This window comes from Bacillus sp. 103mf (genome assembly GCF_900116295.1).
GTDB lineage: Bacteria > Bacillota > Bacilli > Bacillales > Bacillaceae_G > Bacillus_A > Bacillus_A bruguierae.
The window spans coordinates 1,160,087-1,185,181 of sequence record NZ_FPAF01000001.1; the positions used below are offsets into that span (position 1 = coordinate 1,160,087).

The window sequence follows — 25,095 nt, forward strand, 5'->3', positions numbered from 1 at the left end:
TTCTCCAAGGTGGTCTGACCACGAACGCTATTACTACTATAATCGAAATAGTAGGAAATTGTCCATTATATTTTTACAACGACATTTTCCTTTCCGACTATCTCATAAAGCGCTTGTAAACATTCTTCACTTGGATGAATGGATAAGCTACGAGATAATTGTACCATCTTATGCTCTTTTTCATAATAAATTAGTACTTTCGCAAAACCTGAATAGTTAAACAATATTTTTGTGACATTGTTTAACAGCCTTTTTTCATACTGTGATGGTATTTTCACGTAAATAGAAGCGTCTTTCATTTCTTCATAAGTATCCATTTTCTCTAATGGGTACAAGCCATTTACAATCCATTGCAACTTATTGTTTCGCTGTTCAATTGTTCCTTCTATTAAAACAATTTCTCCTTCTTGTAACCGCTCTTTAAAATGGATATATGTTTCTGGAAATACAACTCCTTCCATTTCGTGATTTTGATCACAAAACGTGATAAACGCCATCTTCTGTAATTTTTTCGTTCGAATTACTTTTATATTTGTCAAATATACAATTACCCGTTGTACTTTTCTTTGCTGCTTCATCGCACCTGCAAGTGTTGGGATTTCCAATTCCTTACCAAGCTTTGCGTACTGTGCGGTTGGGTAACTTGTTAAGTAAAAGCCTAGCGCTTCTTTTTCTTTATTTAATTGCTGGGTAAAAGATAGCTCTGCCTCTTGTGCATACTCTGATTTCGGTACAAGCTCCTCACCAATTTCCCGCGCTAAGCTCGCATATTCTAACGCACCTTTAATACTGTTAAATAAGGCTGAACGCGAAACGTTAAAATCATCAAAACAACCGGCCCAAATCATCGTTTCTAAATTACGCTCTGTCACAAATTTCGCTGGCATGCGCAAACAAAACTCAAATAAATCTTGAAATGGTTTTTTATTTCTTTCTTCAATTAAAGCATTTACTGTCGCCATCCCTACATTGCGAATCGCAAGTAAACTATATCGAATTGTATTTCCTTCTACTTGAAACTCATAACTGCTCTTATGAAGAGACGGCGGTAAAACGCGGAACCCTTTCCGCTTCGTTTCCCGAACATATTGTACAATCTTCTCTTCATTTCCAATTGCACTTGATAATAATGCTGTCATAAACTGAAGCGGATAATTCGCTTTTAAATAAGCAAGCTGATATCCAATCATACTATAAGCAACTGCATGACTTCTGTTGAAGCCATAATTGGCAAATCGAACAATTAAATCATAAATTTGCTGGGCAGTTTCTTCATCATATCCATTTTGCAAGCACCCTTTCACAAAGTGCGTACGCTCTTCGTCTAAAATATCACGATTTTTCTTACTTACGGCGCGGCGTAATAAGTCAGCCTCACCAAGAGAAAATCCTGCTAAACGAGAGGCAATTTGCATAATTTGTTCTTGATAAACGATAACTCCATACGTATTTTCTAAAATTGGTTTCAAATCAGGATGCAAATAATGAATGGTACGTTTCCCATGTTTGGAATCAATAAAAACTGGGATTTGCTCCATCGGTCCTGGTCGATATAATGCGTTAACTGCAACGATATCTTCAAATTCATTCGGCTTTAACGAACGCAGAACATTCCGCATTCCGCTTGATTCAAGCTGAAAAATCCCTGTCGTATCTCCTCGTCCAAGCAGTGCAAATGTGTTGGCATCTTGAAGAGGCAATTTCCGTATATCTAAACTTTTCCCTGTTGTCTTTACAATAAATATGCGAATATTTTCAAGCAATGTTAAATTACGCAGACCAAGAAAGTCCATTTTTAATAGACCCAGTTCTTCTAATACTTCTGCTGGGTATTGTGTGACATATACATCATCATGGCCGCCTTGAATGGCAACACTATTTGTAAGCGGCTCTTCGCTCATAATCACTCCGGCTGCATGAATAGACGTATGACGCGGCAAACCTTCTACACGCTTTGCAATATCAAATACCCTTTGAAAAATTAGATTACTTTGTAAATAACTTTGTAATGATGGCGATTCTGTGTAAGCTTCTTCTAATGTAATCCCAACTTTAGACGGAATATGTTTTGAAAAAATATCAATTTCATTTGGCGGCAGTCCCATTACTCTTGCAATATCACGAATTGCCGCTTTTGCTGCAAGTGTTCCAAACGTTACAATTTGAGCCACGCGCAGTTCTCCGTACTTATTTTTCACATAACGAATCATTTCATCGCGGCGAATATCTGGAAAATCAATATCAATATCAGGAAGTGTAACGCGCTCTGGATTTAAGAAACGTTCAAATAGTAAATTGTATTGAATTGGGTCAATGTCTGTAATTTCGAGCACATAAGATACAAGTGACCCAGCTGCCGAACCACGGCCTGGTCCTGTTAAAATGCGCTGCTCGTGAGCGTATTTCATAAAGTCCCATACAATAAGAAAATAATCACTAAATCCCATCCGAGAAATAGTATGCAGCTCATGATTTAAACGCACTTTATGCACATCGGTCACTGTTTCATATCGCATCTTCAACCCTTCTTCACAAAGGCGACGTAAAAATTGATCGGATGATTCATTTGTTGGGACCGGGAACTTCGGCAATTGATTTGTATGAAACGGAATTTCTACGTGACAGCGCTCAGCAATACGGAATGTATTTTGAATCGCTTCTGGTATAGAAGCAAATAACGCCTCCATTTCAGAAGCTGATTTCATATAATATTGATCAGTCTGCAAACGCGGCCTTTCCGAATCGGTCATTTTCGTCCCGCTATGAACCGATAATAAACATTCCTGTACAATTGCATCGCTTTGTTTTACATAACGAATATCATTTGTCGCCACAAGTGGAATCTCAAGCTGCTTCGCAAATGGTAGAAGCTCTTCTTGAATCAACAATTCCTCTTGAATGGCATGGTGCTGCACGCTTATATAAAAGCTAACAAATATATTTTTATACATCTTTGCTACTTCCTCAGCAGCCTCATGTTTTCCTTGCCATAAAAGCTTTTCAATTTCCCCATCTTTTCCTGGAGAAATCGCAATTAATCCTTCTGCATAATGCGCAAGCCATTTTTTAGGAATACCATCTTTTGACTTTGTCATAATGCTGCTAGAAATTTTAAGTAAATTCCGATAACCAGTTTCGTTTTCAGCCAGTAAAACAAGCGGATACGACTGATCCTCTTCTTCATTCCATATGGAAGCTGTTAAACCGATAACCGGCTGAATCCCCGCTTTTTTACAAGCTTTATAAAACGGAATAACACCATACATCACATTTTCATCTGTAATTGCTAATGCCGAAAATCCAAGTTCTTTCGCTTGATGAACAAGCTCATCTATTTTACAAGCACTTTTCAATAAACTATAAACGGTTTGACATTGTAAATGCACAAACTTCACTTTTATACCCTCTCTTTACCTATTTGACTACTTCCTATTATACGTGAAATCAAAACATACTTCTCCTTCTTTGTCCATATACATGAAAAAGAAAGGAGAATGATGATGGAAGTGAACCAAAGCTTTTTCTCTCTTCTCATTACAAGCTATTTTATTGCTCTTGGTGTTATGATTGGCGGTTCATTAATTGGCGGAATTGGTGCTTTTTTAGTAGGAAAACCACCGCTCACAATGATTACACAATTTGCAGAGAATTTACGAATTTGGGCTCTCGTCGCTGCCATTGGCGGAACTTTCGATACATTTTATAGCTTTGAACGCAGCTTTTTTGGAGGAGATACAAAAGATATTGTGAAACAAATTCTCCTTATTTTCTTTGCCACGGGCGGTATGCAAACTGGATTCACGATTATTAAATGGATTACACAGGATCACGTATGAAAGTCCCAAGTTCACTCTCTAATCGCTGGAAATTATTTTTAGGCGGTGCGGCGGTTGGTGGTATTTTAAGTTGGATTATTTTTTTGTACATATATGGCGTGTTTCAAGAAGAGCAAACTAAAACACTTGAAACACAAGAAGCACAAATAGAAAAACTAACCGAAGATTTACGTGTACTCACGGAAGATCAAAAAAAAGAAAATGAAAAAAACAAAAAACTGTTAACCATTCAAGAAATTGAAATTGAGATTGCAAATTACAAAAAATACAATTTAGACACGCTAACAGTGGAAACATTACAAACTTCCATTCGCGATGATCTCCGTCACTTGCTTACCCAAAACATTCAAAGCGTCGCAAACAATAAAGAACTACTAAAGAAGGTTATTGAAAATAAAGTATATAAATATTACGACCGTGTCTATCGATTTGAAATCGAAACTGTTTCATTTGATACCATACTGGAAATTAGCGTCAAAATAAAACAAGAAAGGTAGAGCTCCCTCTACCTTTCTTCTTATTTACATAATTCACGTAAGTCTGCAAAAATGCGATCTGCTTCTTCCCAAGAAAAAGCTTTTGCTCCGGACGCCATCGGATGCCCGCCGCCGTTATATCGCATTGCTAACGTATTAATAACCGGACCTTTTGAACGAAGGCGAACACGAATCACATCTTCTTCCTCTAAGAATAAAACCCACGCTTTTAATCCTTCAATATTTCCAAGAGCTCCAACAACTCCTGAAGCCTGATTCGGAAGCACACCAAATTGCTCTAATACTTCTTTTGTTAGCTTAACGTATGCTGCGCCTTCTTCAGTCATCGTAAAGTTTTGTAAGATGTAACCATTTAAACGTGCAATACGCTCATTCGTTTTATACATTTCATCATATAATGCTGGGAATTCAACGCCCATTCCTACAAGCTCAGATGCATAACGAAGTGTTTTTGCAGATGTGCTTGGGAATAAGAAACGTCCTGTATCACCAACTATACCAGCTAAAATAAGACGCGCCGCTTCTTTTGATAACGTTAATCCTTTATCCTTACCATATAAATAAAATTCATAAATCAGTTCACTTGTAGAACTAGATGTTGTATCTACCCAAACAATATCACCGTATGGATCTTCATTCGGATGATGGTCAATTTTAATTAACTGCTTTCCTTTTGTATAACGCTGATCGCAAACACGCTCTTGGTTTGCTGTATCACAAACAATGACAAGTGCCTCTTCATACGTAGCATCATCAATTTCATCCATTACGCGTAAGTATGCTAAAGACGGTTCATTATACCCTACCATGCAAATCTTTTTCTCTGGGAATGACTCTTGCAGCATCGTACCAAGTCCGCACTGTGAACCTAATGCATCTGGATCTGGACGAACGTGGCGATGGATAATAATTGTATCAAATTGCTTAATTGCTCCTAAAATTTTCTCATGCATATGTAAAATCTCCTTTTCGGCCAATTTATTCCTATTATAGCTCAAAACACTTCATACAGGTGGAGAATTGAATTACAATAGAGAAAGAACATACAAATAGATGGGGGATTAAGGTCATGCCAGTATTAGTCTTTTGTATTATCGTTACATTTATGTTGTATCTCTTCTACAAAACAAAGTATTTTCGCACAAACCGTTCTATGGAGAAAGGATGGCTTGCTGGAAAATCAGCCATTGCACTCGGATTATTTGTTGCATTATTTGGCGTGAATCAATTTTTTTTAGATGTTTCAACGGCTCGTATTATCGTTGGTGTTTTATTTATAATCGTTGGCGGAGCTAGTATTTATAATGGCATTCGCCAATATAAACATTTCTTACCACTTGCGATTGAAGAGGCAGAGCAGTTACAAAAATAATGAGGTGAGATGAAATGAACACCTTTCTAAACGATTTTTTCAACCGTATTCAATATGAAAAGCAAGATGTAACTTTTGAAGATATTTGTGCGTTGCAATCTCAATTTGCGAAGCATATACCATTTGAAAATATGAGCATTATCAAAAAAGAAAACATTGATCTTACCTTTGAAGATTTAAAAAGAAAGATTATAGACAACCGGCGCGGCGGTGTTTGCTATGAACTGAATCCTTTATTTTACTACGCCTTAAAAGAACTAGGATTTGACGTTCATTTAATTGGAGGAACTGTTTTTAGCAATGAAGAAAATCGGCTCATCCAAACACACTTTGCAACGATCCTGCATCATAACGGGCAGCGGTACTTAATCGATGTTGGTTTCGGTTCTCATCATGCTCTGCAACCTCTTCCGTTTACTGGGGAAACAGTAACTTCTTCAACAGGTGAATACCGCATTCAAAAGAAAGAAACAACTTTCGGAGAATACGCATTTGAAAAATATCAAGACGGGAAGTTAGAAATTGGCTACGACTTCTTCACATCGCCAATTGATGAAACAGCTTTACAGAACGCACAACAAATCATTACCCACCATGAACAATCACCATTTAATAAATCTCCACTCCTTGCAAAACGAACAGACGATGGTCACATTACGCTAACAGACAAAACGTATACGGTAACAAAAGAAAAACAGAAATCTAAACAAACGATTGATAGGCAAACTTTTCAAGCACTTGCTTTGCGTGAGTTTGGCATTATAGTTCAATAAAAAGCGTTCACCCTTTCAGCAATATTCACTGAAAGGATGAACGCTTTTCTTTTATGATTAACGATGGCGCAATTTATATATACAACTCGCAACAAGCGCAGACGGCAAGTTAAACAAACTTCCTTGCAAATTGAAATGCGCTTGTTCTTCTTCAAATGACATCTTTTCATATAACTCATTTTGCGTGAGGCCCGTTCTTTTCATTCGTTCTTTCAAACCAGATATGTAGGAGTATTGAATTGGAATCATAATGAGAAAGTAAAAAAGTGCAATGCTTCCGAAAAAGATACTAGCAAATAACACATACACAACCTCCCTTTTTCTTCCATTATACCACATAACAGGAAATTCGAATATTTATTTATATAAAAAACTGCCATTACTGACAGCTCTCCCTTCTTAACGATCAATCAATTGAACCATAAGTAATGCTTTTCCAACAACACTACCTTCATAACGCACTTCTACTTCGACCTTACCAAATTTACGTCCAATTTCTAATACTTTCGGATGGACGGATACAACGTTGTCAATTTGAACTGGTTTTACAAAATAAATGGTTAAGCTTTCAACAATTACATCACCTTTTTTCAGCGCGCGCAGTACACGATTTGTCGCTTCTGTCACGATTGTTGTAAATACACCGTACGACAAAGTTCCAATCGAATTTGTCATTTGCGGCGTAACAGAAAAGTGATACGCATGATCTTGTTTTGCTTCTTTCTGATTCATAAATTGATTTGTTACAATATCATCAATCGTTTCTCCGACTTGCGGCTGACGCTGAATCATTTGGAGTGCTTGGAGCACATCTTGACGACTAATGATCCCTTGCAATGTATTGCTATCGTCGACAACAGGAAGAAGCTCAATCCCTTCCCACACCATCATACGTGCCGCTGCTGCAACAGACATTTTTCCGTTTACAGTAATCGGCTGTTTTGTCATTACTTTTTCAATTGGTGTATCTTTTGCTACACCAATCATATCTTTAGATGTTACAATACCTAGCACTTTATTTGTTTCATCTACAATCGGATAACGGCCATGCATCGTTTCTACATTATACTTATGCCATCTTTCCGCTGTATCATTTGGCTGTAAACATACCGTCTTTTCAATTGGTGTTAAAATATCTTCAACAAGAACAATTTCTTTTTTAATAAGCTGATCATAAATAGCCCGGTTAATAAGCGTAGCTACTGTAAATGTATCATAGCCGCTCGAAATAATTGGAAGCTTTAACTCATCTGCTAATTTCTTCACATGCTCTTCTGTATCAAATCCACCTGTAATAAGTACAGCTGCTCCTTCTTCAAGTGCTAATTGATGTGCTTGTGTACGGTTTCCGATAATAAGTAAGTTTCCGGCTTCTGTATAACGCATCATCGCTTCTAGCTTCATTGCCCCAATTACGAATTTATTTAACGTTTTATGTAAACCTTCTCTTCCGCCAAGTACTTGACCATCAACAATATTAACAACTTCCGCAAATGTTAGCTTTTCAATATTTTCTTTCTTTTTTTGTTCAATACGAATTGTCCCAACCCGTTCAATTGTACTTACATATCCTTTATTTTCCGCATCTTTAATTGCACGATACGCCGTTCCTTCACTTACGCTCAACTCTTTTGCAATTTGGCGCACAGAAATTTTATGCCCAATTGGCAAACTGTTGATATACTCCAAAATTTGGTTGTGTTTCGTAGCCAACTAATTTCACCATACTTTCTTTTCCCTAAATTCTTCGTGTGTTGTATTTTTAGTATACTATATTTTCAAAACTGTTACACTTTTTGTTCCTATATCTGTACTATTTTTTTTATAACAAATCTAGACAAGTTTCTTACAATAATGTAATTTCCTTGTCACCTCATTCGATGGTTCGTTTCATTTCCGTATCGTACAATAAAAACAAGAAATAAGAGAAAAGGAGCGATATGATATGAAAAAAGTTTTAAACATCATCGGTGCGGTATTGGTAACATTTGTGGATGGAAAGAAAGTAGCGCTAGCATTAAACGAGACAGAGGAAATAGAAACAGGTACATCACACTCTAACAATGATATAACAAATACAACCTTTACATTATACCCTTCTCACATATAAAAACCTTCACTTTGCGACGCAAAATGAAGGTTTCTTTTTTTACAATTCAATGCCTTCCCCAGGTTCTAATACTTTTCCTACACCGCTCGTTAGTTTCCCTATAAATTGATGCGGATCTTGTTCAATTACTGGGAATGTATTATAGTGCATCGGCACAACAACTTTCGCTCCAATCCATTCAGCTGCGAGCGCGGCATCTTCTGGTCCCATTGTAAAGTTATCCCCAATTGGTAAAAATGCTAAATCGATATTATTAAGAGAACCGATTAACTTCATATCAGAAAATAAAGCTGTATCTCCCGCATGATACACTGTTTTTTCTTCTGCGGTAAATAAAATCCCGGCTGGCATTCCTGTATATGTAATTGTCTGATTTTCTTCATCAATATAACTAGACCCATGGAATGCTTGTGTAAATTTCACTTTTCCAAAATCAAACACATGCGAACCACCGATATGCATCGGATGTGTATTCACTCCTTGCCATCCTAAAAATGTTGCTAGTTCAAATGGTGCTACAACAACTGCATTATGTTTCTTCGCTAGTGCTACTGTATCTCCAACATGATCGCCATGACCATGAGAAAGAATAATCGCATCCACTGTTATATCTTCTACTTTTAAATTTGTTTTCGGATTTCCTGTAATAAATGGATCAATTAAAATAACCTTTCCATTCGTTTCAATCTTTACAACTGAATGACCGTGATAAGATACTTCCATCTATTTACTCCTCCTTTGTTTATATTCCTCCTCTTATTCTACACGATTTCACAATTTCCTGTCTTTTCAAACATCGATTCGCTTGTCATAACACTTTCACTCGATGTAAAGTTATACATGTAATCAAAATTTCGGAGGTGCAAATCTATGAATACTAGATTAGAAAAATTAACAGAGTGGCTCCAAGAACAAAATACCGAAGCTGCATTCTTAACTTCTACACCGAGCGTCTTCTATATGACGAACTTCCACTGTGAACCGCACGAAAGACTACTTGGTCTATTTGTATTCCAAGAAAAAGAACCAATGTTAATTTGTCCAAAAATGGAAGAAGGGCACGCGAAAAGCGCTGGCTGGAATCATGAAATTATTGGATATACAGATACAGACAACCCATGGGATATGATTGCAAAAGCAATTGAAGCACGTGGCATTGATGCAGGTGCAGTAGCAATTGAAAAAGAACACTTAAATGTAGAACGCTACGAGCACTTATCACAATTATTCCCAAAAGCAACTTTCAGATCAGCTGAAGAAAAAGTACGTGAACTTCGCTTAATTAAAGACGAAAAAGAGCTTGCGATTTTACGCGAAGCTGCTGCTATGGCTGATTATGCAGTTGAAATTGGGGTAAATGCCATTCAAGAGAATCGCAGTGAACTTGAAGTACTCGCAACAATTGAGCATGAATTAAAGAAAAAAGGTATTCATAAAATGTCCTTTGACACAATGGTACTAACAGGTGCAAACTCTGCGCTTCCACACGGTGTACCAGGTGCAAATAAAATGCAGCGCGGTGATTTCGTCCTATTTGATTTAGGTGTCATTATCGACGGTTATTGCTCTGATATTACACGTACAGTTGCATTTGGCGAAATTTCAGATGAACAAAAACGCATTTATGAAACTGTATTAAAAGGTCAATTAAATGCTATTGAATCATGTAAACCAGGCGCAACATTTAGTGAAATCGACCGTGCTGCCCGTTCTATTATCGCAGATGCTGGCTACGGCGACTTCTTCCCGCACCGCCTTGGTCATGGACTTGGCATTAGCGTTCACGAATATCCAGACGTAAAAGAAGATAACAATTCGCCGTTGCGAGAAGGAATGGTCTTTACAATTGAACCAGGTATTTACGTGCCAAATGTAGGCGGTGTTCGTATTGAAGATGATGTTTACGTAACGAAAGATGGCGTAGAAATTTTAACGAAGTTCCCGAAAGAATTGCAGTTTGTAAAATAAAGTGAACCTTCCATCAGTGAGGGCTTTCTTCATCCCCCACTGATGGGTAGTTGAACCAATCGGGGTCTTACTGCCCGTTAAAGCGGGCTAAACATAATACAAATGCCAAAAGAAGGTACTTTAGAAAGTACCTTCTTTTTTATGCTTTCTTATATGTACATCGTTTATCTACATCACTGAAAAACACTTCTAACTTGTCTCCGTCTCTTTTCATTTGCTGTTTTGAAGTAAAGGAATTCCCATAATCAAGAATATATGAATCTCCTTTATTCTCTTGTTTATATGTCCCTTTATATTTATCTTGTTCTTTCTGGTTATTTGTATACATCTCTACCAAATGATGAATAACTTCCTTTTTCTCTTCCTTTTTTGTAACCGTTTCAAATTTATAATATACCGGACATTGATTTTGTTTATTTTGAGACAATTCCCACGTCCCATCTACCCCATTCATTCCACACGCACTTAACATAGCCGTGCATGCAACAGTAAATACGAATTTAAAAAACGTCCTACCCATTCTCTTTTCTCTCATTTTATATGTCATCCTTAATTATGAATATTATTTATTGAAATTAGTAACATCAATTCCATATTATACCACAAAGGTTTTTCCTTAATTAATAATTCCCCTAAAGTTCTCCCTAAATTAGTATTTATACGAATCCATTTTTAAAATTTCCTGACATATAAGTCGCTGCTATGAAGAATACAACACGACCTCTACTCGCTTTCTCCTTTTATTTTGAATCTTGCATGTGGCAGAAAAAGGCACTGACCGCTTCTATGCACAGCTAGATGCTCTCGTTCCCCCCTAAAAGAAAGGAGGTTCTTATGTCGTTTTTTTAACTTGTATTTATACCACTTAATTACATATCGAGTATACGAAAGGTGAGACCTATATATTTTCTTGTAAGCTAGCTTGGAAGAATTCTTTTCATACTCAATTCTTTATACCTATTCCACGATAACTGTATCGGCCTCTAAATTTTCAAAACAAAGATTTACCGTGCGCTTTAATGCTCTCGTTCTATGAATTGTACCAGCTGGAATTAGTAACGTATCATTTGGCTTCAAAGTAATCGTTTCTCGATCTTGAAAATCAATCAATAGCTCTCCTTCTAATACCATAAATAGTTCATCAGAATTTGAATGGAAGTGCCAATCGTATTCACCTGTAAATACTGCAATACGTAAACAATGGTTATTTACATTCGAAACAACGAAATTTTTATGATTTTCTGTGATATTTTTTGTAATCTCTAATAAATTAATTTTTTCCAGGTTTATTTCTTTTGTTAGTTTATTCTTCATATTTATCACTCCATTATTCAAGTAGTATATTACAATTTCTTCTAATTTCATCATATCAAATCTTTTTCTAATTTAGCGAGGTAAAATTCTAAAAAATCAAACTAATGAATTGACCCAAAAGTTAACTCGTGTTAATTTATTAATATAAGTTAACTTTTAGCGACAAGGGGTATATTATGAACAAAAAAATTCCACTACGGGAAATCAAAAAAGCCCGAACAAAAATTAAGCTATTTCACACGGCATTAGACACCATTGGAGAGAAATCATTTCGAGAAGTATACGTAGAAGAATTATGCGACCGAGTAGAAATTTCGAAGGTTACATTTTTTAAAATGTTCTCTCGAAAAGAAGATATTCTTATTTATTTTATGAGGTTATGGTTAACAAATTGTATGTTGGAACTACAAGAAACGAACAAAAAAGGAATGGCAGCACTTCGCCATATGTTTGAAGCAGTTTCAGAGTATGCAAAAGAAAAACCTGGACTGATGCTGAGCTTAATTGCCTTTCTCTCAGAAGAAAAAATGCATCCCTGTATGCCTCATTTAACCGATGCAGAAATTCACCTATTATATCCAGAAAAAGAAGAACAAGTGCGAAAGCTCATTCCAAATTTAAATGAATTATTTGCAAACTGCGTAGAAGAAGGAAAAATCGCAGGAGAAATTACGCTTAATATGGACACCTCACAGATTGTGAGACTATTACACTCTATTTTTTACGGCGCCTATTTAACAGCTCATGTCTTTCAAACTCAACATGTAATGGACATGTACGATCTTCATTTAAGTATATTAAATCCATAATAAAAGAGGGATAAATGATGAAACCTGTAATACATGGACGTTATACTGCACAGATGGACGATTCCTTTGTAGTATTTGTAATCGGTATGCGCATTAATAAACTATTCGCTGTTTCGAAATGGTTCCCAGTGGCCGGGGCAATGAGTGGAATGCTGAAAGAGTTATATAAAAATAAAGAATTCGGTTTTCTCGGTACAGAGTCTTTCTTCAACGGTCGCACCATTTTACAAATTCAATATTGGAAGTCATTTGAAGCCCTTGAACATTATGCACGCCATGCATCCTTACATGTAGAAGCATGGAAAAATTTCAATCTAAAAGCTTCCAAAACTAAAACAGTTGGTATTTTTCATGAAACATATGTGATTGAGAAAGGCCAATATGAAAGTGTATATGTAAATATGCCGCGTTTTGGGTTAGCAAAAGCAGGGGAATCTATTCCTGTAAACAGGAAACACGAAACTGCACGAGCACGTATGAAACCATAATAAAAGCGACTACCCAACAGGTAGTCGCTTTACAGTCTTTCTTATGATAAAGCAGGTGCTTTTTTAAGAAGTTCTTTTGCATCTGCATATTGTAAACCATGTGCTTCTGCAACTGCTTCAAATGTTACGTAGCCATCTAATGTATTAATACCTTTTAATAAGGCATTGTTATCTAAGCAAGCTTTTTTGTAGCCTTTGTTTGCGATTTGTACTGCATATGGTACTGTTACGTTAGTTAACGCAAGTGTTGATGTACGTGGAACCGCACCAGGCATGTTTGCAACTGCGTAATGAACAACGCCATGTTTTTCGTAAGTTGGGTTGTCATGTGTTGTAATCCGGTCAGTTGTTTCAAAAATACCACCTTGATCAATTGCAATGTCTACTACAACAGAACCTGGCTCCATAGATTTAATCATTTCTTCTGTTACAAGTTTTGGCGCTTTTGCACCTGGAATTAATACTGCACCGATAACAAGGTCAGATTCTTTTACAGCTTCTGCAATGTTATATGGGTTAGACATTAATGTTGCTACTTGATTGCCGAAGATATCGTCTAATTGACGAAGACGATCTGGACTTAAATCGATAATTGTTACATCCGCGCCTAGACCAACGGCAATCTTCGCTGCATTCGTACCAGCTTGGCCACCACCGATAATTGTTACTTTGCCGCGTTTTACTCCTGGAACGCCTGCAAGTAAAATACCTTTACCGCCTTTATTTTTTTCAAGGAACTGTGCACCAATTTGCGCAGCCATACGGCCTGCTACTTCGCTCATAGGTGCAAGTAATGGTAAAGAACGGTTGTCTAATTGAACTGTTTCATAAGCGATACCAACCACTTTGTTGTCAATTAATGCTTTTGTTAATTCTGGTTCTGGAGCTAAGTGTAAGTATGTGAATAAAATTAAACCTTCGCGGAAATAGCCGTATTCACTTGGGATTGGCTCTTTTACTTTCATAACCATCTCTTGATTCCAAGCTTCTTGTGCTGTTTCTACAATTGTTGCACCTGCCTCGACATACGCTTCATCTGTAAATCCAGACCCTAAACCAGCACCTTTTTGAACAAAAACTTCATGACCGTTTTGAACTAAATGAACAACACCCGCTGGCGTCATTGCTACACGATTTTCATTGTTTTTAATTTCTGTCGGTACACCGATACGCATTGAAAATCCCCCCTTGAAATCATAAAAATTACCCCTAAATAATTATTACATTTATACTTTTAGAAAACGCTTTCTGTTCTCTTATATTTTATCATAAATTCTCATTTTTCGACAAAAATAATACGAGTTACCCGATAGAATTTGTCTAATTTTGACGATATCGATGAATAACATCAACCGCTCCAGTTACTTCTATAATGGTTCCCGTAATCATATCCGAATCTTCCTCACATAAAAAGGAAATTGTACGAGCGATATCTTCCCCTGTACCAGAACGTCCAATTGGTGTACGAGAATCAGATAATGTACGCGCCTTAGCAATTGTTGCTTCTTTCATATCACCAATAATATCACCGGGACATATCATATTTGATGTAATCCCATATTCAGCTTCTTCATAAGCAATTGTTTTCGTAAGTGAAACTAGTCCGACTTTTGCAGCTGCAAAAGCAGAACGATATACCCATCCCGGCGCGTTATCCGCTCCTTGAAATCCATAATTCACAATACGACCAAATTTTTGCTGACGCATAATAGGAACAACAAGCTTTAATAAATGAAATACGGCCGTTAAATTACCATGAATCATTTCATTCCATTCATCATCTTTATATTCAACTAACTTTTTACGCTCGAATACGTATGGACCTGCATTATTAATAAGAAAGTCAATGCGGCCAAAACGATCCATCGCTTTTGTTACTACTGTATGTAAATCCTCTTGTTTCGTTACATCTGCTTGCACAAATTGCATACGATGTGCAAGATGTTTATATTGCCGCTTTAACATTTCCATCGCTTGTACATCACTGCGATATGTTACCGTTACCGAATATCCTTTATGTAATAAACTCTCTGTTACCTTCTTCCCTAAACCTTTTGTACCGGCTGTAATGAGCGCATGTCTCACAAACATAAGCCTCCTTTTTTCTTGCTATAATTCATATGTAACAACTTCTTCATACAATTACAACTAAAATGTTTGAAACAGAGTTTTCGAAATTCTGTAACGTTTCTGTCAAACTATTTTCCATAATTTCCTTTATAATAAAGATGTAAAGAGTTATAACGCTTATAGAATGAGGAGGAATTGTTCATGAATACTACATATACAAATATTTTAATTGCAGTCGACGGCTCTAAGGAAGCTGAAAAAGCATTTAAAAAAGCAATTCAAGTAGCAAAACGTAACAATGCTACATTAACAATCGCTCATATCGTTGACGTTAAAGCTTATTCTGCGGTAGAAGCATATAGCCGCGCAATCGCAGAACGCGCAAATTTATTTGCAGAAGATTTATTAGAAGACTACAAAAAGACTGCACTAGAAGCAGGTGTTACAAAAGTAGAAACTGTATTAGAGTTTGGGAATCCAAAATCAAAAATCTCAAAAGATATTGCTCCAAAGCATAAAGTAGATTTAATTATGTGCGGTGCAACTGGTTTAAACGCAGTAGAACGTTTCTTAATCGGCAGCGTCTCTGAACATATTATTCGCTATGCGAAGTGCGATGTCCTTGTTGTTCGCGGTGATGAAGAGCAAGGGGAAATTTAATAAAGCAGCACCAAGTCTTTATTTAATGGGCTTGGTGTTTTTTATTTCCTTCTAAATAAAATTATTCTCTAAGGTTATGCTAAGAAAAAAGAAATGAGGGCGACTGCATGGAAAGTAATGAACGTATTATACTTGATTTAAACGGACAAGAAATCGACATGGTAGAAACAATTTGTGCCCACTTCAAAGAAAAACATGGTGTAGAGTTAAGCCACGGTGCACTGTTTCGCGATTTAATGGACATAGAATATATTCGCATTACAGAAGGAAAGCATAAATACGAGCAAGAAAAAATATAGCGAAAAGGTTGCTTGCATTATACAAGCAACCTTTCTCTTTATGCATACATTATATATATGTCCAAGCATGAAGGTGTGATTTTTTTGAATAATGAAAAGAAAAAAAACAGCAAAACCAAAGTCAAAAACAAACGCACTACTCCGTTTATAAACTTATGTATCTTTACTCTTCCCGGCTGTAATGTAACAGAAAAAGAAATTAAGCAGCAAGTTGATTTAGCAACAAAAATATGGAAGATACAATTTGTTATTACTAGCATCACAATGCTGAAAGATTTTTCTGTTCGAACGAATGATACCTCATTTCGAACAAAGCAAAGTAAAAATATAAAACGATTATTTAACGAAAGGAAATATCTCTTTCCAAATCCAAATAGTATTTCAATCTTTTATACAAGTGCAAGACACCTCTCAAATAATACAACGGGACGATCGTTCTCTTCCCTTATGACAAAAAGCCGTTTTAATCATATTATCCTCACAAAATCTTCATTAGAAAATACACTTGCGCATGAACTCGGACATATTTTATTCTACTCTCATCGAAAACTACAAGGAAAAAATCCAGATGCAAACTCTTATCGAACGCATAGTCTAGATTCTAAAAATATTATGTTTGGAACTGCCACAACCCGTAAATGGAAGACAACATCTCTACAAAGAACGAAAGCATTAGAAAGTACATTAATTAAATATATGTAACAATTATGAAGACCCCCGTGAAATATTACATGTTCACGGGGGTTTCTACTCGCTCCTTCGCTATTTGAAGTGCTTGCCTAATTTGTTCGAATCCTGTACCGCCTGCACTGTTTCTTCTTTTTACTGCGGCGGACGGCGAAAGTACTTCGTATAAATCCTTCTCAAATAATGGGCTCATCTCTTGATAAGTTGCTAACGGTAGATCAAGTAAATATACACCTTCGTTAATGCAAAGAAGGACAAGCTTTCCTACAATTTCATGTGCCTGACGAAACGGTAAACCTTTACTCGCTAAATAATCCGCTATCTCAGTCGCATTTGAAAAATCTTGCGTGACAGCTTTCGCCATATTATCTTTTTTCACCGTCATCGTCTCAAGCATACCGGCCATTACATGTAAACACCCTTTTACTGTATTGACTGTATCAAACATGCCTTCTTTATCCTCTTGCAGATCTTTATTGTAAGCAAGCGGCAATCCTTTCATAACTGTTAATAAGCTAAACAAGTTGCCATATACTCTTCCTGTTTTCCCGCGAATGAGCTCTGCCATATCCGGATTTTTCTTTTGCGGCATAATGCTGCTGCCCGTTGCATAACTATCGCTCATTTCAATAAATTGAAATTCCTGACTGCTCCATAAAATCAGTTCTTCACAAAAACGTGATAAATGCATCATTAATATAGAAGCATTACTTAAAAATTCAAGAATAAAATCACGGTCGCTTACTGCGTCTAAACTGTTCTCATATATCCCATCAAACCCAAGTAGCTGTGCACTATATTCACGATCAATCGGAAATGTTGTCCCAGCAAGTGCCCCGGCTCCGAGCGGAGAAATGTTAATGCGCCCTAGTGAATCTATAAAACGATTTCCATCGCGTTCTAACATCCAAAAATATGCAAGAAGATGATGTGCAAAAGAAATCGGTTGTGCACGCTGTAAATGCGTATATCCTGGCATAATTGTTTCAATATGTTTTTCTGCTTGCGCTGTAAGTACAGTCTGCACTTGCTTAACTGCCTTGATAATATGCTGCACTTCATTTCGCAAATACAAATGCATGTCGGTTGCTACTTGATCATTACGGCTTCTTCCTGTATGCAGCTTACCGCCAACTTCACCAATATGCTGAATTAACATTTTTTCAATGTTCAAATGAATATCCTCTGCTTCAACAGAAAACGTAAGTTCCTGCTTCTTTGCTTTTTCAAGTAAATATTGAAGACCGTTTTTAATTTTTTCTCCTTCTTCCACTGTCACGATGCCACATTTCACAAGCATCGTAACATGCGCAATGCTTCCTTCTATATCTTCTACTGCTAATTGTTGGTCGAAGGAGATGGAAGCTCCAAACTCCTCAACCCACTGTTCAGCCTGCTCTGTAAAACGACCGCCCCAAAGTTTACTCATGCCTCCACCTTCTTTTGATTCACTTGGCTATATACTTTTGTTGGTAAACCAAATAATGAAATGAAGCCGACAGCTGCATCGTGATTAAATTCATCTTCTACTGTATATGTTGCTAATTTTTCATCGTATAGAGAATAATCCGATTTACGTCCTTCCACAATTGCATGTCCTTTAAATAGTTTTACACGTACTGTACCTGTCACATGTTTTTGCGTTTCTTGTAAAAAGGCAGCAAGGGCATCTTTTAAAGGCGAGAACCATAAGCCGTTATAAATTAACTCTGTTAATTTTTGTTCAATCATCGGTTTAAAATGCGCTACTTCTTTTACAAGTGTTAAATCTTCTAATTCCTTATGCGCAGTAATTAACGTCATCGCTGCTGGGCACTCATACACTTCACGTGACTTAATACCGACAAGACGATTTTCTACATGATCAATGCGGCCAATCCCATGCTTACCTGCAAGAGAATTTAGCGTTTTAATTAACTCAGCTAGGGAATACGATACACCATTTAATGTTGTTGGCACCCCTGCTTCAAACCCAATTTCTACAAATTCAGGTTTGTTTGGTGTATTCTCCAGTGCTAACGTCATTTCATATGCCTCTTCTGGCGGCGCTGCCCATGGATCTTCCAAAACTCCACACTCATTGCTTCGTCCCCATAAATTTTGATCAATTGAAAACGGGCTGTCTAAGTTAATCGGAATTGGCACATCATTTTCTTTTGCATACGCAATTTCCTCTTCACGTGACCATTTCCATTCACGTACCGGTGCAATCACTTCTAAATACGGATTTAACGCTTGAATAGAAACTTCAAAGCGTACTTGGTCGTTTCCTTTTCCAGTACATCCATGTGCAACTGCACTTGCCCCTTCCATCTCTGCGATTTCTACCAACTTCTTCGCAATTAACGGACGAGATAATGCGGATACAAGTGGATATTTCCCTTCATATAACGTGTGAGCTTGCAGTGCTTTTAATGCATATTCATTCGCAAATTCTTCTTGCACGTCAATCATATAAGATTGAATAGCGCCAACGGATAATGCCTTTTCTTTCACAAATTCTAAATCTTTCCCTTCTCCTAAATCTAAACAAAGTGCAATAACATTGTATCCTTTTTCTTGTAACCACTTAATCGCAACGGAAGTATCAAGACCTCCGGAATATGCTAATACAACTTTCTTGTTCTCCATTTTATATCCCCCTAAAAAGAATATTTATTCATTATTATTAATATTAATTCATAATTTATCATCTTTTAAAAAATGGCGCAAGGGATATTCACAAATATTTTTCAAACAATTTCATCGAAGTTCGTTCTCTTTTTCGATACAATAGAAACAGAAAATGGAGGGAAGAGGCATGAAACAATATTTCATATATAATGAACATCTAGGAATTGAAATACCTGATTTACAAGAAGAATGGAAAGAGATTCCTACAACTGTACAGCATGCCATTTTATTAAAGTGGGAACAAATTCGCGGAAAAATACCTGACCGGATTCAAGAACTTGAACATATCATTAATACGAAACAACATAAATTAAATAACGAAGAAAACTTTGAGCTTTCCTGTAAACTGAATACAGAAATTGCCGATCTTGCTTCCATCATTAACGACCTTTGGCTTTGGTATCGTCTCACTCAAAATGTCTCTGAAGGAAAGGCGCATCAGTAAAGAAGAATTGGTTTTTTTTCTTATTTGGAGTTTACATGCTTAATTCTTGAATACAATTTCTTTCATAGGAGATTTCATATACTTTGGAATACAAGGGCTGCCAGTAAAAGTGGGAGGATGTATCTGATATACTTTCATGGAAGCAAAGAATGATTTCCAGTTTTAGTGCACCTTCTTCATAACTGCTTACTCCACTTGCGCTGGCAGATTCATATAATCTTGTTACTTCATAAAGTGAAACTTCTGTCAGTGAGGGTTTTCTTCATCCCCCACTGACGGAAAGCCCTCACCAATCGGGCTTTTACGGGCAGTTTATCTCCCACCTAACTTCTTAAGAAAAGCGGAAGTGGCTCGTTCAGAATGTGAGGGGGATGGGGCTTCTGACGTAGAGGGAGTTTTTTACCTCGTAGGAAGAAGCGAAGCCACCGAACATTCTAGCCACTGGAGCTGGACAATGCTTCTCTCTGAATCTTGAGGTGGGGGTCTTACTGCCCACGAATAGCGGGATAAACTTTATTTTAAACGCTTCTCTAGACGCATTCACAAACTCTCCAAATAAAAAATTTTCATCAGTGGACCCCTACCGATGAAAATTCCCCAACAATCAAACTATTATGGACTTCTCTTTTCTATCACAATAATTCGCAAGCGTTTTCAATCATAGGTAATAAAAAAGAAAGCTTGTTCCAACTAAGGTGAATGTATATTGTTATTCGTATTTTTCTTTGCAGAAATAGAAAATATACTTTCTTGGTAAGTAATACTTTCCATCAAACGATAGACTAAATCATCTAACTCTTGGCTACATACAACTACCTTCTCATGATTAAATCCGTACATTCTTACAAGTCCAATTAGTTCCTCTCTTTTTTCCTCTATGCTTACTTGTATATCTACTATTTTCATACAAATCTCTCCAGTCATCGCTAATATGACTTGAATTATAGGGAATATTCTCTCTAAAATGAATATTATGTAATTAATTAAAGCACATTTTTCATAACCAAAAACTTTCGACAGCAAATATTAGTTTATTACACCATTTCCCCTCATATTTACGAAGTGTGTAGGTTTTTCTTTGCCCATTCTCAGTTTCCAACAACATACATTTCCCAAAAGTATGATATAATAGTATAAAATCTTTTACAGAAAGGATTTAGATATCATGATCGCTCGAAGGAGCATGTGGCATCGAAAAGACGAATCTTACACGTAGCGTATTTTTTGCTTAGATACTTTATCTAACGAAAAAAATACGAAAGTGGGGAAATTATGATTGCCCGAAGGATAATTTGGCAACAAAAAGACTCTTCTTACACATAGCGTTTTGTTTAGGTTGTGTGACACTTACTAAACAAAACCTGGAAGAGAATAGGATTGCTAAATAAAAAATCCTACTCTAAGTTTTGTTTAGTCTATTTTAGGCCTAAACTAAAACGAAAGTAGGGAGAATTGATGGACGAGAGGATTATTCGTTATTTCTTCAGTGATATATAGCGTAGTTAGTTTATGAAAAATAGAAAACTACTAACTACGGAGAGAAGGAATAACGATGGAGAACATCCAAAGTCGACGAATTATTAAAGAAATTTTTATGGTTTTACTTGGTTCATTTATTTTAGCTACCGCGCTATATCACATTCATTTTCAAAACCACTTAACTGAAGGTGGCTTTGTCGGAATCGCACTGTTTTTACAAAACTTTGTTGATATTTCACCGTCCATTTCAACGGTTTTAATGGATATTCCAGTCATTTTACTATGTGCTACATTTTTAGGTAAAAAAATGGTCGGCTATTCATTTATCGGTTCGATTTCATTCGGAGTATTTTATTCTTTAATGGAAAATTATTCTCCGTTCACGGTTGATTTATCTAATCATTTATTTGTAGCTGCAGTAGTAGGCGGAGCTTTAGCTGGAGTTGGACTTGGTTTTATTTTACGATTCGGCGGTGCAACAGGCGGAGATGATATTTTAACAATTGTATTAAGCAAAAAAACACGCTTTACGGTTGGGCAAATTTTCTTCGTTTTTGACGCAATTGTCATTGCACTTTCACTATATTATTTAACATGGACTGAGATTGCCTTTACGATTCTTTCCCTTGCTGTGCAGGCGAAAGCACTAGATTTAATCTATTATCCAGCAGAGGAAAAGAAAACCGTGGCAATTCCATTATCAAAACAACATGCAACAAATTAGAAGCGAAAGGCAGCTGCCTTTCGCTTTTTATATTTTTTGGCGTAAATAGCGCATTTGATAAAATCGATTCGCAAATTCTGTTACGCTCCGCGTTAACCGGTAATTCGCCGTTGATCCAACCACAATCCCAAGTACTGGTACACCTTGAAACAACTTGCGGCGCAGTGAATAAATAATGAACGTTTTCAAAATTTGTTTTAGCATTACTTGGACAGATGCTGGATTTAAAACTTCTTCTTCTCCCTCATAAAAAAATGGAGCCGGTTCTTCCTGTTCTAACTCTTGCAGCAAATTGTACCAAGCATACTGCTGCAAATGCGCTGGCAATATAGCTGCATGAAACACTTTTAACGCTAACATCATTTCATACGGTTTATTCACATCATGACCAAATGATGTAGCAATCAGCTGTACGGCTTTCACATTTAAAGCAATCAATACTGGGAAATCTGCACTTAATAATAAAAAGCCGCCAATTCCAGTTACTCCTCCTTGCACGAAAGAATATAAACGATGACGAGCTGTTTGTTGTTCTGCTATGTATGTTAATTGATGAATGGATAGTTCTCTCATTTCTTCAATATGTTCAATAGAATCATCAAACACACGCGCCGCCCCCAAAATTCTCCCGCGTGCATCGAGCTGCGACTGCGAGCTTTGCATGAACGCATGTAAATGAAAGAGCCATCCATCTGCTTTTGAAAAAAATTCATTTCGTTTCTTCTCTGGCAACTTCGAAAATGTACGATTTACCCATTTATCAAACATTTGCTGAAAATCCGTTGATTCGTGTTGCACTAGTTGCTGCTCCCAGCCTTTTAGATCATGTAAAATTCGTTCCTCGCTCTTTGACAGCATACAAACATCCCCTTGAATTATTTTTCTACACTGTAATATATTTGCTGCGAGAGGCCGTACGCCCTGTTTTTTTCTGAAAAATATGTTATTTTCAAATAAGTCGCAATGAAAAAGGGAGGTATGTTATGTATCCGCGTGCAAAAGCATTAGGCATTATTAAACACAATGATTGCATCCTTGTTGAAGAATATAAAGAAAAACATGAAACTGGTGAGGGATATTATTATCGACCACTTGGGGGAACAATTGAACTTGGGGAATACGGAGCGCAAACTGTTATCCGAGAATTTGAAGAAGAACTTAGCGTCACTGTAGAAATCAGTACATACTTAGGCTGTTTAGAAAACATTTTTCAAATAGACAATACAATTGGCCATGAAATAGTCCAATTGTATTCTGCCCATTTTTCAAACAAAGAACTTTATAAACAGAATCGATTCACCATAACAGAAGGAGATCACATCTCTTATGGTGTATGGATCCCGATTGAAACATTTTTAAAAGGTGAAAAAACATTATACCCAAACGGATTAACGGAACTACTTTCAAAAAAATAACAGAAAAAAGACGGGAATCATCCCGTCTTTTTATCATATATTAACCAATATTTCCAAGACGTACTACGTCACGAGCAATCATAACTTCTTCGTCTGTTGGAATTACGATTACTTTTACTGGAGAGTGAGGGAAGCTAATGAATGCTTCTTCACCGCGGATATTGTTGCGTTTTGGATCGAAGTATACGCCCATAAACTCAAGACCTTCTAATACACGCTCACGAATTAATGCACTGTTCTCACCAATACCAGCTGTAAAGATGATTGCGTCTACACCTTTCATACGAGCTGCATAAGAACCGATGTATTTATGAATGCGGCCTATAAATATTTCTAATGCTACTTCTGCACGGTGATTTCCTTCTTCTTCAGCTTGCTCAATATCACGTAAGTCACTTGAGAATCCAGAAAGACCTAACATACCACTTTTCTTATTTAATACGTTAAGAACTTCATCTACATTTTGTCCTGTTTTCTTCATAATATATGGAATTAACGCAGGATCAAGGTTACCAGAACGTGTACCCATTGTTACACCAGCAAGTGGAGTGAAGCCCATAGACGTATCAATTGATTTTCCGCCTTCAACAGCTGCGATACTTGCACCGTTACCTAAGTGACAAGAAAGTAAACGTAAGCTTTCAAGTGGACGGCCTAATAATTCAGCTGCACGCTGCGTTACATACTTATGAGAAGTACCGTGGAATCCGTATTTACGGATGCCGTATTTTTCATAGTATTCATAAGGTAAGCTATATAAGAAAGATTCTTCTGGCATTGTTTGATGGAATGCTGTATCGAACACCGCTACTGAAGGTACGTTCGGAAGAACTTCTTGGAACGCTTTAATACCAATAACGTGTGCTGGATTATGAAGTGGTGCTAACTCACTTAAAGCATCGATTTCTGCTAATACTTTATCGTCAATTAGAGCAGAATCTGCGAATTTTTCACCGCCGTGTACAACACGATGACCAATACCGCTAATCTCATCAAGAGATTTAATAATACCTGTTTCAGTTAATTTGTTTAAAAGCATATTAACCGCAACGCCATGGTCTGTGATATTTGTTACTTCTGTTTGTTTTTCGCCGTTTACAGTAATTGTAAATATGCTATCTTCTAATCCGATACGTTCTACTAAACCTTTTGTTAATACTGTTTCACTTGGCATTTCGAATAATTGAAACTTTAAGGAAGAGCTTCCTGCATTAATCGCGATGATTTTTGACATCTAGTCTTTCGCCCCTTTTTCTCTAGCTGTGTGGAATCCCTCCACAAACCGCTCAATTTTATGTCTTCAATTTTTCTCAGATAACAGAACCGTTTCACTGATAAAAATTTAATACTCACGATTTTAATTTAAACATCGTACGACATATATTTCAAGTGAAAAAATTGTAACACAACAGATTTTTTTATATTACAGATTGAAAGTTTTTAATTTCGTCACCTATATATATTACTGAATTTTGT

General features: G+C 36.7%; 27 protein-coding genes and 1 pseudogene. 14 read left to right on the plus strand and 14 right to left on the minus strand.

The genetic code is table 11. From position 1 onward, the window contains the following. Nucleotides 1-65: 65 nt before the first annotated feature. On the minus strand, nt 66-3,395 hold the full coding sequence (dnaE, locus tag BM350_RS05895; protein WP_090916373.1) for a DNA polymerase III subunit alpha: 3,330 nt from the start codon (nt 3,393-3,395) through the stop codon (nt 66-68). 36 nt (nt 3,396-3,431) lie between these two features. Between dnaE and BM350_RS05900 the strand changes: the two genes are divergently transcribed. Together BM350_RS05900 and ytrI are read left to right on the plus strand one after the other, a co-directional pair. After that, nucleotides 3,432-3,836 (plus strand): sporulation membrane protein YtrH, encoded by a 405-nt coding sequence (locus BM350_RS05900; protein ID WP_139207678.1) that lies wholly within the window; start codon nt 3,432-3,434, stop codon nt 3,834-3,836. Beyond that, nucleotides 3,833-4,333: a sporulation membrane protein YtrI gene (gene ytrI, locus BM350_RS05905; RefSeq protein WP_090916372.1), complete on the plus strand. Its 501-nt coding sequence runs from the start codon at nt 3,833-3,835 to the stop codon at nt 4,331-4,333. The genes BM350_RS05900 and ytrI overlap by 4 nt, the downstream gene beginning before the upstream one ends. Nucleotides 4,334-4,353: 20 nt before the next feature. Here ytrI and BM350_RS05910 read toward each other — a convergent pair whose 3' ends face one another. Further along, nucleotides 4,354-5,286 (minus strand): DHH family phosphoesterase, encoded by a 933-nt coding sequence (locus tag BM350_RS05910; protein WP_090916370.1) that lies wholly within the window; start codon nt 5,284-5,286, stop codon nt 4,354-4,356. Between the two features lie 116 nt (nt 5,287-5,402). On the opposite strand from BM350_RS05910, the gene BM350_RS05915 reads away from it, so the two are divergent. Next, a complete protein-coding gene (locus BM350_RS05915) occupies nt 5,403-5,705 on the plus strand; it encodes a YtpI family protein (protein WP_090916368.1) in 303 nt (100 codons plus the stop codon). Nucleotides 5,706-5,719: 14 nt separating this feature from the next. After that, nucleotides 5,720-6,478 carry an arylamine N-acetyltransferase family protein gene (locus BM350_RS05920; protein WP_090916366.1) on the plus strand — a complete coding sequence of 253 codons (759 nt, stop codon included), beginning with the start codon at nt 5,720-5,722 and terminating at the stop codon, nt 6,476-6,478. Between the two features lie 57 nt (nt 6,479-6,535). Here BM350_RS05920 and BM350_RS05925 read toward each other — a convergent pair whose 3' ends face one another. Both BM350_RS05925 and BM350_RS05930 read right to left on the minus strand, forming a co-directional pair. Continuing rightward, nucleotides 6,536-6,817, minus strand: a complete 282-nt coding sequence (locus tag BM350_RS05925; RefSeq protein ID WP_090916364.1) for a DUF3949 domain-containing protein — start codon at nt 6,815-6,817, stop codon at nt 6,536-6,538. A gap of 60 nt (nt 6,818-6,877) precedes the next feature. Continuing rightward, nucleotides 6,878-8,191, minus strand: coding sequence for a DRTGG domain-containing protein (locus BM350_RS05930; RefSeq protein WP_090916362.1), 1,314 nt, complete (start codon nt 8,189-8,191; stop codon nt 6,878-6,880). A 232-nt stretch (nt 8,192-8,423) separates the two neighbouring features. Here BM350_RS05930 and BM350_RS26805 point away from each other — a divergent pair, with 232 nt between their 5' ends. Beyond that, on the plus strand, nt 8,424-8,588 hold the full coding sequence (locus BM350_RS26805) for a hypothetical protein (protein WP_170857618.1): 165 nt from the start codon (nt 8,424-8,426) through the stop codon (nt 8,586-8,588). Between the two features lie 39 nt (nt 8,589-8,627). Here BM350_RS26805 and BM350_RS05935 read toward each other — a convergent pair whose 3' ends face one another. Continuing rightward, a complete protein-coding gene (locus BM350_RS05935; RefSeq protein WP_090916360.1) occupies nt 8,628-9,311 on the minus strand; it encodes a metal-dependent hydrolase in 684 nt (227 codons plus the stop codon). 147 nt (nt 9,312-9,458) lie between these two features. Here BM350_RS05935 and pepQ point away from each other — a divergent pair, with 147 nt between their 5' ends. After that, nucleotides 9,459-10,556, plus strand: coding sequence for a Xaa-Pro dipeptidase (gene pepQ, locus BM350_RS05940; protein ID WP_090916358.1), 1,098 nt, complete (start codon nt 9,459-9,461; stop codon nt 10,554-10,556). 139 nt (nt 10,557-10,695) lie between these two features. Here pepQ and BM350_RS05945 read toward each other — a convergent pair whose 3' ends face one another. Both BM350_RS05945 and BM350_RS05950 read right to left on the minus strand, forming a co-directional pair. After that, the gene (locus BM350_RS05945) at nt 10,696-11,028 is read right to left on the minus strand and encodes a hypothetical protein (RefSeq protein WP_090916516.1); all 333 of its coding nucleotides are present in this window, start codon (nt 11,026-11,028) and stop codon (nt 10,696-10,698) included. A 485-nt stretch (nt 11,029-11,513) separates the two neighbouring features. After that, nucleotides 11,514-11,840, minus strand: a complete 327-nt coding sequence (locus BM350_RS05950; protein ID WP_090916514.1) for a cupin domain-containing protein — start codon at nt 11,838-11,840, stop codon at nt 11,514-11,516. A 206-nt stretch (nt 11,841-12,046) separates the two neighbouring features. On the opposite strand from BM350_RS05950, the gene BM350_RS05955 reads away from it, so the two are divergent. Next, a complete protein-coding gene (locus BM350_RS05955) occupies nt 12,047-12,679 on the plus strand; it encodes a TetR/AcrR family transcriptional regulator (protein ID WP_090916356.1) in 633 nt (210 codons plus the stop codon). 17 nt (nt 12,680-12,696) lie between these two features. Further along, complete coding sequence (locus tag BM350_RS05960) at nt 12,697-13,167, plus strand: DUF4188 domain-containing protein (RefSeq protein ID WP_090916354.1); 471 nt, start codon at nt 12,697-12,699, stop codon at nt 13,165-13,167. Between the two features lie 41 nt (nt 13,168-13,208). Here BM350_RS05960 and ald read toward each other — a convergent pair whose 3' ends face one another. Beyond that, the gene (ald, locus tag BM350_RS05965) at nt 13,209-14,342 is read right to left on the minus strand and encodes an alanine dehydrogenase (RefSeq protein ID WP_090916352.1); all 1,134 of its coding nucleotides are present in this window, start codon (nt 14,340-14,342) and stop codon (nt 13,209-13,211) included. 145 nt (nt 14,343-14,487) lie between these two features. Further along, nucleotides 14,488-15,287 (minus strand): annotated as a pseudogene (locus tag BM350_RS05970) (SDR family oxidoreductase). A 151-nt stretch (nt 15,288-15,438) separates the two neighbouring features. Between BM350_RS05970 and BM350_RS05975 the strand changes: the two are divergent. From BM350_RS05975 to BM350_RS05985, 3 genes are all read left to right on the plus strand, one after another. Beyond that, nucleotides 15,439-15,897 carry a universal stress protein gene (locus BM350_RS05975; RefSeq protein WP_090916348.1) on the plus strand — a complete coding sequence of 153 codons (459 nt, stop codon included), beginning with the start codon at nt 15,439-15,441 and terminating at the stop codon, nt 15,895-15,897. Nucleotides 15,898-16,004: 107 nt separating this feature from the next. Beyond that, nucleotides 16,005-16,196, plus strand: coding sequence for a ProA domain protein (locus BM350_RS05980; RefSeq protein ID WP_090916346.1), 192 nt, complete (start codon nt 16,005-16,007; stop codon nt 16,194-16,196). 84 nt (nt 16,197-16,280) lie between these two features. After that, nucleotides 16,281-16,898: a hypothetical protein gene (locus tag BM350_RS05985; protein ID WP_090916344.1), complete on the plus strand. Its 618-nt coding sequence runs from the start codon at nt 16,281-16,283 to the stop codon at nt 16,896-16,898. 25 nt (nt 16,899-16,923) lie between these two features. Here the strand turns inward: BM350_RS05985 and argH are convergent, their stop codons facing one another. Together argH and BM350_RS05995 are read right to left on the minus strand one after the other, a co-directional pair. After that, entirely contained in the window at nt 16,924-18,312 is a 1,389-nt protein-coding gene (gene argH, locus BM350_RS05990; protein WP_090916342.1) for an argininosuccinate lyase, read from the minus strand. Further along, complete coding sequence (locus BM350_RS05995) at nt 18,309-19,514, minus strand: argininosuccinate synthase (RefSeq protein WP_090916340.1); 1,206 nt, start codon at nt 19,512-19,514, stop codon at nt 18,309-18,311. The genes argH and BM350_RS05995 overlap by 4 nt, the downstream gene beginning before the upstream one ends. A 169-nt stretch (nt 19,515-19,683) precedes the next feature. Between BM350_RS05995 and BM350_RS06000 the strand changes: the two genes are divergently transcribed. Beyond that, nucleotides 19,684-20,001, plus strand: a complete 318-nt coding sequence (locus tag BM350_RS06000; protein WP_090916338.1) for a radical SAM protein — start codon at nt 19,684-19,686, stop codon at nt 19,999-20,001. Between the two features lie 690 nt (nt 20,002-20,691). Here the strand turns inward: BM350_RS06000 and BM350_RS06005 are convergent. Then, complete coding sequence (locus tag BM350_RS06005; RefSeq protein WP_090918181.1) at nt 20,692-20,907, minus strand: aspartyl-phosphate phosphatase Spo0E family protein; 216 nt, start codon at nt 20,905-20,907, stop codon at nt 20,692-20,694. A gap of 646 nt (nt 20,908-21,553) precedes the next feature. Here BM350_RS06005 and BM350_RS06010 point away from each other — a divergent pair. After that, complete coding sequence (locus BM350_RS06010; protein ID WP_090918183.1) at nt 21,554-22,204, plus strand: YitT family protein; 651 nt, start codon at nt 21,554-21,556, stop codon at nt 22,202-22,204. Nucleotides 22,205-22,231: 27 nt separating this feature from the next. Here BM350_RS06010 and BM350_RS06015 read toward each other — a convergent pair whose 3' ends face one another. Continuing rightward, a complete protein-coding gene (locus tag BM350_RS06015; RefSeq protein WP_090918185.1) occupies nt 22,232-23,062 on the minus strand; it encodes an EcsC family protein in 831 nt (276 codons plus the stop codon). 125 nt (nt 23,063-23,187) lie between these two features. Here BM350_RS06015 and BM350_RS06020 point away from each other — a divergent pair, with 125 nt between their 5' ends. Continuing rightward, nucleotides 23,188-23,619, plus strand: coding sequence for an NUDIX hydrolase (locus tag BM350_RS06020; RefSeq protein ID WP_090918187.1), 432 nt, complete (start codon nt 23,188-23,190; stop codon nt 23,617-23,619). Nucleotides 23,620-23,659: 40 nt separating this feature from the next. On the opposite strand, the gene BM350_RS06025 is transcribed toward BM350_RS06020, so the two are convergent. Then, complete coding sequence (locus BM350_RS06025; protein WP_090918189.1) at nt 23,660-24,853, minus strand: acetate kinase; 1,194 nt, start codon at nt 24,851-24,853, stop codon at nt 23,660-23,662. Nucleotides 24,854-25,095 lie beyond the last annotated feature (242 nt).